At 51.5% G+C, this 15,139-nt stretch carries 16 protein-coding genes; 14 read left to right on the forward strand and 2 right to left on the reverse strand.

Going from position 1 to position 15,139, the window contains the following annotated elements; all coding sequences use genetic code 11:
* Nucleotides 1–5: 5 nt before the first annotated feature.
* Nucleotides 6–1,148, reverse strand: coding sequence for a hypothetical protein (locus K6L24_RS13145; RefSeq protein WP_244634619.1), 1,143 nt, complete (start codon nt 1,146–1,148; stop codon nt 6–8).
* A 1,312-nt stretch (nt 1,149–2,460) separates the two neighbouring features.
* Entirely contained in the window at nt 2,461–2,775 is a 315-nt protein-coding gene (fliE, locus tag K6L24_RS13150) for a flagellar hook-basal body complex protein FliE (protein ID WP_062743691.1), read from the reverse strand.
* 240 nt (nt 2,776–3,015) lie between these two features.
* On the opposite strand from fliE, the gene fliF reads away from it, so the two are divergent.
* From fliF to rcsA, 14 genes are all read left to right on the forward strand, one after another.
* Nucleotides 3,016–4,755 (forward strand): flagellar basal-body MS-ring/collar protein FliF, encoded by a 1,740-nt coding sequence (gene fliF / locus K6L24_RS13155; protein WP_062743692.1) that lies wholly within the window; start codon nt 3,016–3,018, stop codon nt 4,753–4,755.
* Nucleotides 4,752–5,744 (forward strand): flagellar motor switch protein FliG, encoded by a 993-nt coding sequence (gene fliG, locus K6L24_RS13160; protein ID WP_062743693.1) that lies wholly within the window; start codon nt 4,752–4,754, stop codon nt 5,742–5,744. Before fliF ends, fliG begins: the two co-directional genes overlap by 4 nt.
* Nucleotides 5,737–6,426: a flagellar assembly protein FliH gene (fliH, locus tag K6L24_RS13165; RefSeq protein ID WP_062743694.1), complete on the forward strand. Its 690-nt coding sequence runs from the start codon at nt 5,737–5,739 to the stop codon at nt 6,424–6,426. Before fliG ends, fliH begins: the two co-directional genes overlap by 8 nt.
* Complete coding sequence (gene fliI, locus K6L24_RS13170; RefSeq protein WP_062743695.1) at nt 6,426–7,787, forward strand: flagellar protein export ATPase FliI; 1,362 nt, start codon at nt 6,426–6,428, stop codon at nt 7,785–7,787. Before fliH ends, fliI begins: the two co-directional genes overlap by 1 nt.
* A gap of 57 nt (nt 7,788–7,844) precedes the next feature.
* Nucleotides 7,845–8,291: a flagellar export protein FliJ gene (gene fliJ, locus K6L24_RS13175; protein WP_062743696.1), complete on the forward strand. Its 447-nt coding sequence runs from the start codon at nt 7,845–7,847 to the stop codon at nt 8,289–8,291.
* Nucleotides 8,288–9,592 (forward strand): flagellar hook-length control protein FliK, encoded by a 1,305-nt coding sequence (locus K6L24_RS13180; protein ID WP_222681553.1) that lies wholly within the window; start codon nt 8,288–8,290, stop codon nt 9,590–9,592. Before fliJ ends, K6L24_RS13180 begins: the two co-directional genes overlap by 4 nt.
* 149 nt (nt 9,593–9,741) lie before the next feature.
* Nucleotides 9,742–10,224: a flagellar basal body-associated protein FliL gene (fliL, locus tag K6L24_RS13185; RefSeq protein ID WP_062743698.1), complete on the forward strand. Its 483-nt coding sequence runs from the start codon at nt 9,742–9,744 to the stop codon at nt 10,222–10,224.
* Nucleotides 10,225–10,233: 9 nt separating this feature from the next.
* Nucleotides 10,234–11,241, forward strand: a complete 1,008-nt coding sequence (gene fliM, locus K6L24_RS13190; protein WP_062743699.1) for a flagellar motor switch protein FliM — start codon at nt 10,234–10,236, stop codon at nt 11,239–11,241.
* Nucleotides 11,234–11,635, forward strand: a complete 402-nt coding sequence (gene fliN / locus K6L24_RS13195; RefSeq protein ID WP_062743700.1) for a flagellar motor switch protein FliN — start codon at nt 11,234–11,236, stop codon at nt 11,633–11,635. Before fliM ends, fliN begins: the two co-directional genes overlap by 8 nt.
* Nucleotides 11,636–12,025 (forward strand): flagellar biosynthetic protein FliO, encoded by a 390-nt coding sequence (gene fliO / locus K6L24_RS13200; RefSeq protein WP_062743701.1) that lies wholly within the window; start codon nt 11,636–11,638, stop codon nt 12,023–12,025.
* Complete coding sequence (gene fliP / locus K6L24_RS13205) at nt 12,022–12,759, forward strand: flagellar type III secretion system pore protein FliP (protein ID WP_062743702.1); 738 nt, start codon at nt 12,022–12,024, stop codon at nt 12,757–12,759. Before fliO ends, fliP begins: the two co-directional genes overlap by 4 nt.
* A gap of 15 nt (nt 12,760–12,774) precedes the next feature.
* On the forward strand, nt 12,775–13,044 hold the full coding sequence (fliQ, locus tag K6L24_RS13210; protein ID WP_062743703.1) for a flagellar biosynthesis protein FliQ: 270 nt from the start codon (nt 12,775–12,777) through the stop codon (nt 13,042–13,044).
* Entirely contained in the window at nt 13,044–13,829 is a 786-nt protein-coding gene (gene fliR, locus K6L24_RS13215) for a flagellar biosynthetic protein FliR (protein ID WP_062743704.1), read from the forward strand. The genes fliQ and fliR overlap by 1 nt, the downstream gene beginning before the upstream one ends.
* 655 nt (nt 13,830–14,484) lie before the next feature.
* Nucleotides 14,485–15,120 (forward strand): transcriptional regulator RcsA, encoded by a 636-nt coding sequence (rcsA, locus tag K6L24_RS13220; protein ID WP_062743705.1) that lies wholly within the window; start codon nt 14,485–14,487, stop codon nt 15,118–15,120.
* The last annotated feature ends 19 nt before the right edge of the window (nt 15,121–15,139 follow it).

Consider the following 15,139-nt stretch of genomic DNA (forward strand, 5'->3'; position numbering starts at 1 on the left):
CTCGGTTAATTTTTTCTAGTTTTGATAGATAGTAAAACAAAAGGAACGCTAGCTGACGTAGCAATGATAGACCAGTATGCATATCTGAAGTCAGAGGCTACGCCTACAAAGAAATATGCAAACAGGTAAAGGAAACTCGATGTATTCAAAGCAATGATCAGATTCCTTACTTCTCCTTTTCTGGTTAATAGCCCATACAACGAAAATATCAATGACGCAATCAACCAGAAACCTGGTTTAAATAAATAAGTTTTCTGCAGTGCGCCAGTTATTTCTTGTAGCACACTAAAGACAACCGTCTTTTCAAAGTCGAAGCCTAGTGAGTTCTTCGCAGTCCTTTCCTCAAGAATGCCTCCTGGCTGCCACAGAAGGTTCATATAGTTTTCATAGCGGTGGTAAAGATATGCTCTCGGCTGATGGAGCATGGCCCCAAGCCAATTTCGCATCAGTGAACCATCATCCCATGAACCTGACGCAACTAATCTTTTCAAAATAAACGCGCAAGGCCCCCATGCATAACTGTTCCATGATCTTGAATCGTAACAATCGGTACGCACCTTGCTATCTTCAGCAGAAGTCCATTCCTCGTTGAAGTAGTTTTTATCAGCAAAATGTGACACACCTCCAATATCAAAAACGATCAAAGATTGATATGCCTTTGATTTAGATGCGTTAAGTATTTGGTAGTTAAATACGGAAGTGATAAGGACTGTACATAAAGGAAATGCAAAGCATACGATGCTCCACTTTTTCCATGCATCAATATTCACTTTTGCAAGTAATAACCACACTAGGGGAAGGAGGCCGAATATGGCATTAAACCTAAACATGCTCCCCACCACCAGTAAGAGACTGGCAAATATAATCGCTTTCCTCTTTCCTGATTCACTTTTAGCATTTACAGAAATTAAACCAACAGCTAACATCCATGTTACTGCATGAAAAACATCTTTCAGGATATGGCTGAGGGTTCCCAATGCAAATGGCATGAACCCCACAATTACTACAGACAAAGAAAGGATTTTATGTTTTGCAGGAATAGAAATTGACAATAGCAGTAGAGAACCCCAATACATAGCGCACTCAAGCAACAACATGCCAAATGGTCCCAGTATTACTTTATCTGTTAATGACCAGATAAAGCTCATTATAGGAGGATGCCAGTCTGTAAATATAAAACGAGAGCCTTGCTCGTACTGGTCTAGCGCATCACTGCTAACGATACCGGGGTAAAATGCCCACAACGTAATTATTAGGCCAAACAGTGACAACAAGATCTGAGGGATCGCGAGCTTAAAATCTATCCTTGTAATTGACATTGAATCATCTAATTTTGAGGTTTTTCAGGGGAGTTAGGGTTCAGATTTTCCCACATGAGGTATTGGCAGGCAAGCTCTTTGGAAGTGAATTATGTTAGCGGAGAGATCATTGTAAAACATGTTCGCTTTTACGGCCTTTTTTACTGTTTACCAAGGGGAACCATCCTATAAGCTTGCCGGGTCAACTCCCATTTTGATGCAGTGGCCTGTACCGTCATGCCAAACGGCCACTTCACCTTTATGCACAATGTTTCTATTACTTTTTTCCATTGTATTTCAATCTATTAGTTCTTCCTGGCTCGTCAAAAAGGTTCACTTACCATCAGGTGTGTTTGTCCCTGACGTAACTCCAAAACATTTTCACCCAACACCTGCATTCGGGTGGTGTTGTCAGCCTGGAAGGAAGTATACGTAGTTCCCATGGATACATAATATTTTTCAATTATTGCCACCTGAGAATTGCAAACTACACTAACTGACTCAGTGCCACTAAGGTTAATATTATATGATACCTGAAGATCAATAAAAATTATTTGTCAAGCGGGCGGGGAAATAGTCTGGCATCTCCGAAAAAAAAGCCAACTGATCTCAACCTTAGATATTGAAAACAAAACTATTGTACTCGATTAAATTTTCAACCGCTTCAGGAAAAAAAAAGATGCATATCTAACATTGATAAGGTTGGTACAAGATGGGGATTCATGCATCAGTTAAAACATAGCTATCTTAAATAACATTTTTCCGCTATCGCCATTGACTGCTAAAAGCCGCCCCGTATCCAGTTACTTTACGTTTATTGACTTGCTCAGACTATGTCATAAATGCTTTGCCCGCCTTCTTAACAATGATGCTTAAGGAATGTGCCACCCTAAGATGCCGGGCTTCGTTAAAGTAAGGTATTTCAGTCCGAGTATAGATATAGATGCTGGCCTATGTAAGCTGGAGATAATCCAAACTTCATAGCCACACAGATGGGCCATGCTGACGTCAGGCAGTTTCCCCGGGTTATGGGGCGTGGAGGCTGAAAACGATGATGCGCGATTAAGCCTGATGAACCCGACAGCTTACGAGTTTGCCCCACTGATGCCCCAGAGTCACACGGGATAGCAACCTACCTGTTAATTTTAGTAGGTTATGATTTCTACACCTGCATGTTCATGATGTCGCTGTACGCACTGACCAGCTTGTTACGCACCTGAATCCCCATTTGCATAGAGACGCTGGACTTCTGCATATCGACCATGACGTCATTCAGCGAAACCCCCTCTTTACCCATCTGGAAATCCTGTGCCTGGGCACGTGATTCCGTCTGGACTTCGCTGATCTTGTTCAGCGCGGCTTTCAGCTCTGCACCAAAATCTGCCGTTGACGCACTGTCCGCGCCTTTGCCACCCGCCGCCTGCATTGCCGTGGTCTGCAGTGCCTGCATTACACCTTCAATACCCTGAATAGCCATGAATTCCCCCGAACGAACGATGTAGTGATTACGATTGCTGACAAACTTAACACAATGTCAATAAGACAAAGCCGCTAAATAGCCGCATAAATCACACCTTATCCAGCCATCGATTTTCTCGTTTCAGAAAATAATGGCACTCCATTGAGGTGGAAATTTTTTAAGCCAGCGCATCAGGGAGTCAGTTTTGTTACGACACTACACGCAGCAGTCCGGTCAACTGTCAGGCAGGAACGAGTCATGAATGCAACTGTCACGCAGGATAATCCAGAGAAGAAAGGTCTGAATGACCTGTTCGCTCGCCTACGCGCAAACCCCCGCATCCCGATTATTGTCGCGGCGGCCGCGGTTGTTGCCATCATCATTGCGATGGTGCTGTGGGCTAAGCAGCCAGATTATCGCGTTCTTTTTAGCAACCTCAGCAATGAGGATGGCGGCACTATCGTCACGCAGCTGACCCAGATGAACGTACCTTATAAGTTCGACGATCAGGGTGGCGCGCTATTGGTTCCTGCCGCACAGGTACACGAACTGCGCCTGCGCCTCGCTTCACAGGGTTTACCGAAAGGTGGCGCTGTGGGCTTTGAGCTGCTGGATAAAGAGAAGTTTGGTATCAGCCAGTTTAGCGAACAGATTAACTACCAGCGGGCGCTGGAAGGTGAACTGTCACGCACTATCGAAACGCTCGGCCCGGTGAAAAGTGCTCGCGTCCACCTGGCCATGCCGAAACCCACGCTGTTCGTGCGCGAACAGAAATCACCTTCTGCCTCCGTAACCCTGGCCCTGCAGCCGGGTCGGGCGCTTGATGAAGGCCAGATCAACGCGGTTGTGCATATGGTGTCCAGCAGCGTCGCGGGGATGCCCCCGGGTAATGTGACCGTCGTTGACCAGGCCGGTCGCCTGCTGACTCAGAACGATCCAACCGGGCGTGACCTCAATGACACCCAGTTGAAATATGCCAGTGACGTAGAAACACGTTATCAGCAGCGTATTGAAACCATCCTCGGCCCGATTGTCGGTAACGGTAATGTTCATGCGCAGGTCACCGCGCAAATCGACTTCAATAAGCGTGAGCAGACGGACGAGCAGTACAAACCCAACAGCAACCCTGACCAGCAGGCCATTCGCTCACGCCAGACCAGCGACAGCGAACAACTGGGTGGTCAGTACCCTGGCGGCGTTCCGGGTGCCCTGTCAAACCAGCCGGCACCGGCCAACGCAGGCCCGGTTACTACGCCAAATAACAATGCAAACAATGCGAACGCCAATAATGCGAATGGCGCAGGCGCCAATACGGCGAACAACGCAGCGGCGAATGCAGCGACGTCAACGGCACAGAAAACCGTCCCGTCCAATACCCGTAGCGATAACACGACGAACTATGAAGTCAACCGCACCATCCTGCACACCAAGATGAATGTCGGTGAAGTACAGCGTCTGTCGGTAGCGGTGGTCGTCAACTACCGTACAGATGCCGCCGGTAAGCCGGTGGCACTGAATGAAGCACAGATTAAACAGATTGAAGACCTCACCCGTGAAGCGATGGGCTTCTCGGAACAGCGTGGAGACAGCCTGAACGTCGTCAACTCGCCGTTTACCGCCAACGAAGACCTGGGCGATGACCTGCCATTCTGGAAACAGCCGGCATTTATCGAGCAGATGTTTGAAGCGGGCCGCTGGTTACTGGTGCTGATTGTCGCCTTCATCCTGTACCGCAAACTGGTACGCCCACAGCTGCGTCGCCGGGCTGAGCAGGAGAAAGCAGCGCTTGAAGCAGCATCTGTGGCTGCGGCACGCCGCGCTGAAGATGAAGAGTCCGGTATCTCCGTCAAGCTGTCGAAAGATGAACTTGATCAGGAACGTAAATCTCAGCACCGCATGAGTGCTGAGGTCATGAGTCAGCGTATTCGTGAGATGTCAGAAAATGACCCACGCGTTGTTGCTCTGGTTATTCGCCAGTGGATGAAGGACGAACTATGAGTCTCACCGGTACTGAAAAAAGCGCCATTCTGATGATGACGATTGGCGAAGATCGCGCGGCCGAGGTGTTCAAACACCTCGACTCCCGCGAGGTGCAGCATCTCAGCTCTGCCATCTCCAACATGCGTCAGGTGTCTCATAAGCAGCTGACCGACGTGCTGCGCGAATTTGAAATTGATGCGGAGCAGTATGCGGCCCTGAGCCTCAACTCCAATGACTACCTGCGCTCTGTACTGATCAAGGCGCTGGGCGAGGAGAAAGCCTCCACCCTGCTGGAAGATATTCTCGAAACGCGCGAAACCACCTCCGGGATGGACACGCTCAACTTTATGGAACCTCAGGCGGCTGCCGACCTGATCCGCGACGAACATCCGCAGATCATCGCCACCATCCTGGTTCACCTGAAACGTGGCCAGGCGGCCGATATTCTGGCCCAGTTCGACGAGCGTCTGCGTCACGACGTGATGCTGCGTATTGCCACCTTCGGCGGCGTACAGCCAGCGGCGCTGGCAGAACTGACCGAAGTGCTCAACGGCCTGCTGGATGGTCAGAATCTCAAGCGTGCGAAGATGGGCGGTGTACGTACCGCGGCCGAGATTATCAACCTGATGAAAACACAGCAGGAAGAAGCGGTTATCGAAGCGGTTCGCGAGTTCGACGGCGAGCTGGCACAAAAAATCATCGACGAAATGTTCCTGTTCGAAAACCTCGTCGAAGTGGACGATCGCAGCATCCAGCGCCTGTTGCAGGAAGTGGAATCCGAATCGCTGCTGGTGGCGCTGAAAGGCTCCGAACAGCCACTGCGCGAGAAGTTCCTGCGCAACATGTCGCAGCGTGCAGCCGATATTCTGCGCGACGACCTCGCCAACCGTGGCCCGATGCGTATGTCTGCGGTCGAAAACGAACAGAAAGCGATTCTGTTGATTGTCCGTCGTCTGGCCGAAAGTGGCGAGATGGTGATTGGTGGCAGCGAGGAAACTTATGTCTGATAACGCTTCCCTGCCCTGGCAGCGCTGGCAGCCCAACGATCTGGCAAGCCTGGACCGGCCGCTGATCGAAGAGCTGGTGTTACCCGACGTCACAGAAGATCCGGTCGATGAGCAGCAGTTTCAGTTAGAACAGCTTCAGGCCCAGGTACGCAACGAAGCCCAGGGTCTGGGCTATGCGGAAGGCCAGCAGCGCGGTTTTGCTGAAGGCCAGAAAGCCGGCTATGACGCCGGATTCCAGCAGGGACTGGCTGATGCCCAGCAGCAGCAGGCGCCTTTACAGGCGCGGATGCAGCAACTGGTTTCAGAGTTTCATCACACGCTGGAAGCGCTGGACAGTGTTATCGCTTCCCGCCTGATGCAGCTGGCACTGGAGGCGGCGCGCCAGGTCATCGGTCAGGCCCCACACGTTGATGGCACCGCCCTGCACCGTCAGATTCAGGGCATGCTGCAGCAGGAACCCATGTTCAGCGGCAAACCGACGCTGCGCGTCCATCCGGACGATCTGCCGCGCGTGGAAACCACGCTGGGCGCCACGCTCAGTCTGCACGGCTGGCGTCTGCTGGGTGACAGCACCATCCACCCCGGCGGCTGCAAGGTCAGCGCCGAGGATGGCGATCTGGATGCCAGTATTGCGACTCGCTGGCACGAACTGTGCCGGCTGGCCGCACCGGGAGAATTGTAATGACCACTCGCCTGTCGCGCTGGCTTGGCGTACTCGACAATTTCGAAAAGCGTCTGGCTCAGGTGCCGGACGTCCGTCGTTATGGTCGCCTGATCCGCGCCACCGGCCTGGTACTGGAAGCCACGGGCTTACAGCTGCCGCTGGGTGCCACCTGCGTCATTGAACGTCACGACAGCCAGGGCGTCAGTGAAGTCGAAAGTGAAGTGGTCGGTTTTAACGGCCAGAAACTGCTGCTGATGCCGCTGGAAGAGGTCGAAGGGATCCTGCCCGGTGCCCGCGTCTATGCACGTATTGCAGGCGATAAGCAGAACAGCGGTAAGCAGATGATGCTGGGGCCGGAGCTGCTTGGACGCGTGCTGGACGGAAGCGGACGCCCGCTGGACGGCCTGCCTGCGCCGGAAACCGGCTATCGTGCGCCGCTGAATACGCCCCCGTTTAACCCGTTACAGCGTACCCCGATTACGGACGTTCTCGATACCGGCGTACGGGCAATCAATGCCCTGCTGACCGTCGGACGCGGCCAGCGCATGGGGCTGTTTGCGGGCTCTGGCGTCGGGAAAAGCGTGCTGCTGGGCATGATGGCCCGCTACACCAAAGCCGATGTGATTGTTGTTGGCCTGATCGGTGAACGTGGCCGTGAAGTGAAAGACTTTATTGAGAATATTCTCGGTACAGAGGGCCGTGCCCGTTCGGTGGTGATTGCCGCGCCGGCCGATGTCTCTCCTTTATTACGTATGCAGGGGGCATCTTACGCCACGCGTATTGCCGAAGATTTTCGCGATCGCGGTCAGCATGTCCTGCTGATCATGGACTCACTGACCCGCTATGCCATGGCCCAGCGTGAAATTGCGCTGGCCATCGGTGAACCTCCGGCCACCAAAGGCTATCCACCGTCCGTATTTGCCAAACTGCCGGCACTGGTGGAGCGCGCCGGGAACGGTATCGACGGCGGCGGCTCGATTACCGCTTTCTATACCGTACTGACCGAAGGGGATGACCAGCAGGATCCGATTGCTGACTCCGCCCGCGCCATCCTTGATGGTCATATCGTTCTGTCACGCCGCCTGGCGGAATCCGGTCACTATCCGGCTATTGATATTGAAGCCTCGATCAGCCGTGTAATGGCGCATCTGATCGATGACACCCACTACGCGCGGGTTCGCCAGTTTAAACAGCTGCTGTCCAGCTACCAGCGGAACCGCGATCTGGTCAGCGTGGGGGCCTATGCCGCCGGTACCGACCCGACGCTGGACAAAGCGATCAAGCTGTATCCCGAGCTGGAAGCGTTTCTGCAGCAGGGCATGTTTGAGCGCAGTACCTTCGACGATGCCAGTCTGCATCTGCAGGCCATTTTTGGTTAAGTTTCATCTGACAACGCATCACGCCCTGCTGCGTGACGCCGCCTGACTGGAGGCTTTATGACAAAGACCGTTTCTGCTATCGACACGCTGCGCGACCTTGCGCATAAAGACGTGGAAAAAGCCGCCATTCAGTTAGGTGACGTACGTCGCGCACAAAAACAGGCCGATGAGCAGCTGACCATGCTGCTTAATTATCAGGATGAGTACCGTAAAAATCTCAACACCACCATGAGCGAAGGGATTGCCAGCACCCGCTGGTACAACTATCACCAGTTTATTCAGACGCTGGAAAACGCGATAGAACAACATCGCCAGCAGCTGCTGCACTGGAATACCCGGGTGGAGAACGCGCTGCGCCTGTGGCGCGACAAACAGCAGCGGTTGCATGCCTACGAGACACTACAGTCCCGTGCCCTTGCGACCGCTCTCTTACAAGAAAACCGTCTCGATCAGAAGCGGAATGATGAATTTGCCCAACGGGCATCACAGAGGAAAGGCGAATGATTACCTTACCAACGGCAGCCACGGCGACGAATGCCAGCGCCAAAACCACCCCCACCGGCGAGGCCCGCGAAAGCGACCTGAGCAATGCCGGTGGCGACGCACTTACTGGCGGCGAGACCTCACAACAGGGGTTTATCACCCTGCTGGGTAACCATCTTTTATCGCTGGCCCAACAGGGCAGCGGCGGTGTGGTGAAAGAAAATATCGGTGAAGCCGCGGATGCGGATGGCAAAACCGCTAAAAAACCGGGGATCAGCGATCTGCTGGCTGTACTGGATAAACCCGAAGCACTCACCGCGCTGTTGCATCCGCAGAAGGGCCAGGTTGACGCGAAAGAAGACGTGCTGAAAGACGAGAAAGAGACGCCTGCGGTGGTCCTCAGCGATAGCGACCTTCAGGCGTTGCAGGCACTTTACGCGATGTTACCGAACAACCCAGCCGTTCCTGTTGCCACGGCGGCAGCAAAAAGTAGCGACCTGCTATCCACCGGACTGAATAAAAGCGATAAGCAGTCGGCCCTGAACGCGTTAAGCGCGGCGTTAGGCAAAGGAAAAGGTGAAGAAGGGGAAGATACTGCTGCGCAGTCAAAAAATAGTGATAGCGCACTTTTGGTTCCTGTTAGTGCAAAATCTTCCGATAGCGTCGGCGCGGCCAAAACGTCAGTAAATCCGGCGGCTAACCCTATCGACTCAGCTTTTCAGCAGGTTATGAGCAATGTCAGCAAAGATATCGATAAAGAAAATTCAAGTTCTGCCCCTGCTGCGACGATAACCAATAATGTGATCAGTACCGCGTCTTCATTACTTACGCCGACCTCAACCTCGGTCGTGAGTGCACCGGCAACTCCTATGCTGAATTCTCAGCTGGGCAGTCCGGAATGGCAGCAGGCACTGGGACAACAGATCCTGATGTTCAGTCGCAACGGGCAACAGACCGCCGAATTGCATCTGCATCCGCAGGACCTGGGCAGTATCCAGATCAGTTTGAAACTGGATAACGACCAGGCCCAGCTGAGTATGGTGTCGAATCAGAGCCAGGTCAGGGCAGCACTGGAGGCAGCAATGCCTCAACTGCGCGCCTCGCTGGCTGAAAGCGGCATCAATCTGGGTCAAAGTAATGTCAGTAGCGATGCTTTCCAGCAGGGCCAGTCCTTTACCGGCCAGCAGGAACAGCAGCGCAATAACAACGGAAGCCCGTTTAGTCTTGCTAATGAAAATGACAGTGATGTGACGCCAATTGCCGTACCTGCCGCCCTGCAGGCGCGCGCAGCCGGCTCCAATGCTGTTGATATTTTCGCCTGACGGTAACAAACGCGTAAGCTGATGGCAAAACTCGCGTCTTTTCTGCCTATTGTTTGGCGCAAGACAAGGGATAATTTGCTCATAACGCCGTGGGACAGTGGATTACGTGGCACCGCCCCCGAAAATAATCACAGGAAGTTACAGCTAATATGACTGATAACGCTAAAGCCAAAAGCGGCAAACGTAAGCTCCTGATACCGGTGTTACTTATTGTGACTCTGGTCGCTTGCAGCGTGGCGGGCTATACAGTCTGGCGCATGATGAAAACTCCGGCCGATGCCGCTGCGGCAGCCAAGCCGGAGCCACCACCTGTGCCGGTATTTTTTGCTCTGGATACTTTTACGGTTAACTTGATCAATCCCGACAACGATCCGGATCGTGTGCTCTACGTAGGATTTACCCTGCGTTTGCCCGACGAAGAAACGCGTCGTCGTATGAATGATTATCTGCCGGAAGTCCGTAGTCGTCTGCTGCTGTTGCTTTCGCGTCAAAGTGCCTCGGCGTTAGCGAATGAGCAAGGTAAGCAGGAATTAATGAAACAGATAAAACAGGTACTGGCACCTCCGCTGGTGCAGGGACAACCACAGCAGGTCGTGACGGATGTTCTTTTCACGGCCTTCATACTGCGGTGATGTAAATTTATGGGCGATAGCATTCTTTCTCAGGCAGAAATTGACGCACTACTCAATGGCGACAGCGATAGTGCGACAGAAGATAAGGTCAGTAGCGGCGGCGAAAGCGACATTCGCCCCTATGATCCCAATACGCAGCGCCGCGTCGTTCGTGAGCGTCTGCAGGCACTGGAGATCATTAACGAACGTTTTGCGCGTTCTTATCGTATGGCGCTGTTTAACCTGCTGCGCCGCAGCCCGGATATTTCGGTCGGCGCGATTAAGATTCAGCCATACCATGAGTTCGCCCGTAATTTGCCGGTGCCAACTAACCTTAACCTTATCCACCTCAAGCCGCTGCGTGGCACGGCACTGGTGGTATTCTCGCCGAGTCTGGTGTTTATCGCCGTAGATAACCTGTTTGGGGGGGATGGTCGTTTCCCGACGAAAGTGGAAGGACGCGAATTCACCCACACCGAGCAACGTGTTATCCGTCGTATGCTGAAGCTGGCACTGGACGGCTACAGCGATGCCTGGAAACCTATCTACCCGCTGGACGTGGAATACGTTCGTTCTGAGATGCAGGTGAAATTCACCAATATCACCACCTCGCCTAACGATATCGTAGTCACTACGCCTTTCCAGGTTGAGATTGGTAACCTGACGGGTGAATTTAATATCTGCATCCCCTTCAGCATGATCGAACCGCTGCGTGAAACGCTGGTTAATCCCCCGCTGGAAAATTCACGTAGCGAAGATGAAAACTGGCGTGACACCCTGGTCAAACAGGTTCAGCACTCAGAGCTGGAACTGGTGGCCAATTTTGCCGAAGTGTCGATGAGAATTTCACGTCTGCTGGCGCTGAAGCCGGGTGACGTATTACCGATTGAAAAACCTGACCGCATCATCGCCCATGTCGATGGCGTGCCGGTGTTGACCAGCCAGTACGGAACGCTGAATAAGCAGTACGCCCTGCGCGTGGAACACCTGATCAACCCGATTTTGAATTCGCTGAATGAGGAACAGCCCGATGAGTGATACGAATAAGCCGTCCGATGACGACATCTCTGCGGACGACCTGTGGGCTGACGCAATGAATGAACAGGTGAAGTCGACCTCCACTGAAGGCGTTTTTAAATCGCTGGATTTGGGTGATGTCTCCGGGTCTGTGCAGGATATCGATATGATTATGGATATCCCGGTCAAACTGACCGTCGAGCTGGGTCGCACCAAAATGACCATCAAAGAGCTGCTGCGTCTTTCGCAGGGTTCAGTCGTTGCGCTGGACGGATTAGCGGGTGAACCGCTGGATATTCTGATTAACGGATACCTTATTGCTCAGGGTGAAGTCGTGGTCGTCGCCGATAAATATGGCGTACGCATCACCGACATTATTACCCCGACTGAACGTATGCGTCGTCTGAGCCGCTAAATGAATACCACCCAGCATCAGCCGGTCACTCCCGCGCCGGCCATTTCTACTGGCTCCATGCTCACCCAGGTGAGCAGCGTACTGGCAGCGATTATTCTTCTTATTCTCGCCTGCGCCTGGCTGGCCAAACGGCTGGGTTTTGCCTCGCGACGTGCCGGCAGCAAAACGCTGAATATCAGTGCAAGCTGCTCGTTGGGACAGCGTGAACGCGTGGTGATTGTCGATGTTGATAATGCGCGTCTGGTGCTGGGCGTCACTGCCCAGCAGATCACTCACCTGCATACCCTGCCTGCCAGCCCCGCGCCGGAAGAGACTGACGCCACTGAGCCTAAGCCCGATTTCCGTCTGGTGCTGCAGTCATTAATGAAAAGCACCGGAAAGAAAAAATGAAACGCATCCTTCCACTGCTGCTGCTCAGTTTGCTGATGCTGGCTCCCGATGTCTATGCTCAGTTACCTGGCCTGGTCAGTAAACCGATGCCTGGCGGTGGCCAGAGCTGGTCACTGCCGGTACAGACGCTGGTGTTTATCACCTCGCTGACATTCCTGCCGGCCATTTTGCTGATGATGACCAGTTTTACACGCATCATTATCGTTTTCGGCCTGTTACGTAACGCACTGGGCACACCCTCAGCACCGCCGAACCAAGTATTGCTCGGCCTGTCACTGTTCCTGACCTTCTTTATTATGAGTCCGGTGTTCGACAAAATTTATACCGACGCTTATCTGCCCTTCAGTGAAGATAAGATCAGCATGCAGGATGCTATCGAAAAAGGTGCCCAGCCGCTGCGTGAATTTATGCTACGACAGACGCGTGAAGCCGACCTGGCACTGTTTGCTCGCCTGGCCAATACGCCACCGCTTGCCGGACCGGAAGCCGTTCCGATGCGTATTCTGCTGCCGGCCTATGTGACCAGCGAGCTGAAAACCGCTTTCCAGATTGGCTTTACCGTTTTTATTCCTTTCCTGATTATCGACCTGGTGGTGGCCAGCGTGCTGATGGCGCTGGGGATGATGATGGTGCCGCCCGCGACCATATCACTGCCCTTTAAGCTTATGCTATTTGTGTTAGTGGATGGCTGGCAGTTACTGGTCGGTTCGCTGGCCCAGAGTTTTTATTCCTGACACGGAGCCACAATAATGACACCTGAATCGGTAATGGTAATGGGGCACGAGGCCATGAAGATTGCGCTGGCTCTGGCCGCCCCGCTGCTGCTGGCTGCACTGGTCAGCGGGCTATTGATCAGCCTGCTGCAGGCTGCAACACAGATCAACGAACAAACGCTTTCCTTTATCCCTAAAATCCTGGCCGTGGTGACCACCATCGTGATTGCCGGCCCATGGATGCTCAATCTGGTACTCGATTATATGCGTACGCTGTTCAGCAACCTGCCTTATACGATCGGATAATGATTCTTTTTGACAGTAGTCAACTTCTGTTCTGGATCAGTCAGCTATTCTGGCCCCTCGCCCGCGTGCTGGCGCTGATCATGACAGCCCCGATCCTCAATGAAAAAGCAATCAGCCGCAAAGTTAAAATCGGCCTGGGTGTGATGATTACCTGGGTACTGGTGCCTTCATTACCGCCGACGACGGTCACGCTGTTCTCCGTCGGTGGCTTCTGGCTGTTGATTCAGCAAATACTGATTGGCGTAGCCATCGGTTTTACGATGCAGTTCGCCTTCGCTGCCGTGCGAACGGCGGGGGAAGTGATTGGTTTGCAGATGGGACTGTCCTTTGCGACCTTCTTCGATCCTGGCAGCCGTCTGAACATGCCGGTTCTGGCACGCTTTCTGGACATGCTGGCCATGCTACTGTTTCTGTCTTTCAACGGCCATTTATGGTTAATCTCGATGGTGGCAGACAGTTTTCATACCTTACCCATCGGCGGAGAACCCCTTAACGGCAATGCCTTTATGGTTCTGACCAAGGCGGCCAGTCTGATTTTCCTTAATGGTATGAGATTAGCGTTACCGTTAATCACTCTGCTCCTCACCTTAAACCTGGCCCTGGGTTTGTTAAACCGCGTTTCACCACAACTGTCCGTTTTCGCCATCGGCTTCCCGGTCACCTTATCAATCGGTATGGTGTTTATCATCCTGATGATGCCTCTGCTTGGCCCTTTCTGCGAACATCTGTTCAGTGAAGTGTTCGATTTACTGGCCACGCTCCTCAGTGAATTACCCGGTAAGTAATCTTACCTATTTCCCGTTTCCCACAAAAGCATTGTTAAGCAATCAAAATACATTGGTGTATTTTTCACCCGATTATTTGCAGAATTTCCTTAAGGAAATTCTGATAAATGCGCCTGTGCGATGAAAATTATTCTTATTAAAACCCAGTTAGCGTATTTTAACCCCTCAAACCGATGATTTGTTGCGAAAGAGTTAACGGTTAAAAAACACTCAACCAACTGTTTTTTATGGGATTTTTATTTTTCGCGGTTTATCTTGTTTTAAAATACATTTTACGGCATTGTCAATGCTCTCCGCAGGCATACACTTTCGGAGAATGAATGTTTTTAAGAATCGTCCTATCCGAGTTTTCTGTTTTCTGCGCGATAGTGTGTAAAAGCAGGCGGAAAACTACTTAAAATGCTGTTTTAAGTCAGATTAGTAAGCAGAAATCTTGCTTACAGGCTGACTGTGGTACACAGGCAGGTTATCGCCGCGCCAAAACTCAAATTACCTGCCAGCAAGGACGAATCAGTACCCTCGCCATCAATGGCAAAGCTTTGCTAATGCTGGGTAAACATAACAAGATCGTGAATACAGAACTCTTGCACTCGTACCGAACGCGCGTAATTCATCGTTGATTTAAACGGATAACAAATTGGTGAGGGTCGCTATTATGCCAACGATTATTATGGATTCATGTAACTATACACGGCTGGGTTTAACTGACTATATGGCAGTAAAAGGGGTTAAAAAGAAAAATATAACCTCGGTGAATGACATAGAACAGTTACAAATTAAATGCCAGCAACTACAACCGGGTGTGGTTTTTATTAATGAAGATTGCTTCATCCATGAATCCGATGCCAGTCAGCGAATCAGAAACATTATTATGCAACACCCTGATACGCTGTTCTTCATATTTATGGCCATCTCCAATATCCATTTTGAGGAATACCTCTACGTTCGTAAGAACTTGATTATTACATCAAAATCGATAAAGCCTTCAACACTGGATTCTCTACTGAGTAGCTATTTTCAAAAAAACCTCAATGTCTCACCTCGCTATACTTCAGGCTTCGAGGTACATCCACTGACGCTGAGTCAGACCGAATCGAACATGCTTAAAATGTGGATGTCTGGTCATGACACCATACAGATTTCAGACAAAATGCAAATAAAAGCAAAAACAGTGTCATCGCACAAAGGTAATATCAAACGTAAAATAAAAACTCACAATAAGCAGGTTATTTATCATGTTGTTCGTTTAACTGATAACGTTACCAGCGGTATTTATGTCAATGTAAGATAATATTTCTGAGAAGCTGGCT

The organism is Erwinia persicina (assembly GCF_019844095.1).
GTDB lineage: Bacteria > Pseudomonadota > Gammaproteobacteria > Enterobacterales > Enterobacteriaceae > Erwinia > Erwinia persicina.

What these genes read in the sequence shown, in the direction of transcription:
- fliN (WP_062743700.1), top strand. Translation starts at nt 11,234, where the DNA reads ATGAGTGATACGAATAAGCCGTCCGATGACGACATCTCTGCGGACGAC.
- fliO (WP_062743701.1), top strand. Translation starts at nt 11,636, where the DNA reads ATGAATACCACCCAGCATCAGCCGGTCACTCCCGCGCCGGCCATTTCT.
- fliE (WP_062743691.1), bottom strand. Translation starts at nt 2,775, where the DNA reads ATGGCTATTCAGGGTATTGAAGGTGTAATGCAGGCACTGCAGACCACG.
- fliQ (WP_062743703.1), top strand. Translation starts at nt 12,775, where the DNA reads ATGACACCTGAATCGGTAATGGTAATGGGGCACGAGGCCATGAAGATT.
- rcsA (WP_062743705.1), top strand. Translation starts at nt 14,485, where the DNA reads ATGCCAACGATTATTATGGATTCATGTAACTATACACGGCTGGGTTTA.
- fliM (WP_062743699.1), top strand. Translation starts at nt 10,234, where the DNA reads ATGGGCGATAGCATTCTTTCTCAGGCAGAAATTGACGCACTACTCAAT.
- fliR (WP_062743704.1), top strand. Translation starts at nt 13,044, where the DNA reads ATGATTCTTTTTGACAGTAGTCAACTTCTGTTCTGGATCAGTCAGCTA.
- fliL (WP_062743698.1), top strand. Translation starts at nt 9,742, where the DNA reads ATGACTGATAACGCTAAAGCCAAAAGCGGCAAACGTAAGCTCCTGATA.
- fliI (WP_062743695.1), top strand. Translation starts at nt 6,426, where the DNA reads ATGACCACTCGCCTGTCGCGCTGGCTTGGCGTACTCGACAATTTCGAA.
- fliF (WP_062743692.1), top strand. Translation starts at nt 3,016, where the DNA reads ATGAATGCAACTGTCACGCAGGATAATCCAGAGAAGAAAGGTCTGAAT.
- K6L24_RS13180 (WP_222681553.1), top strand. Translation starts at nt 8,288, where the DNA reads ATGATTACCTTACCAACGGCAGCCACGGCGACGAATGCCAGCGCCAAA.
- fliP (WP_062743702.1), top strand. Translation starts at nt 12,022, where the DNA reads ATGAAACGCATCCTTCCACTGCTGCTGCTCAGTTTGCTGATGCTGGCT.
- fliJ (WP_062743696.1), top strand. Translation starts at nt 7,845, where the DNA reads ATGACAAAGACCGTTTCTGCTATCGACACGCTGCGCGACCTTGCGCAT.
- K6L24_RS13145 (WP_244634619.1), bottom strand. Translation starts at nt 1,148, where the DNA reads ATGAGCTTTATCTGGTCATTAACAGATAAAGTAATACTGGGACCATTT.
- fliH (WP_062743694.1), top strand. Translation starts at nt 5,737, where the DNA reads ATGTCTGATAACGCTTCCCTGCCCTGGCAGCGCTGGCAGCCCAACGAT.
- fliG (WP_062743693.1), top strand. Translation starts at nt 4,752, where the DNA reads ATGAGTCTCACCGGTACTGAAAAAAGCGCCATTCTGATGATGACGATT.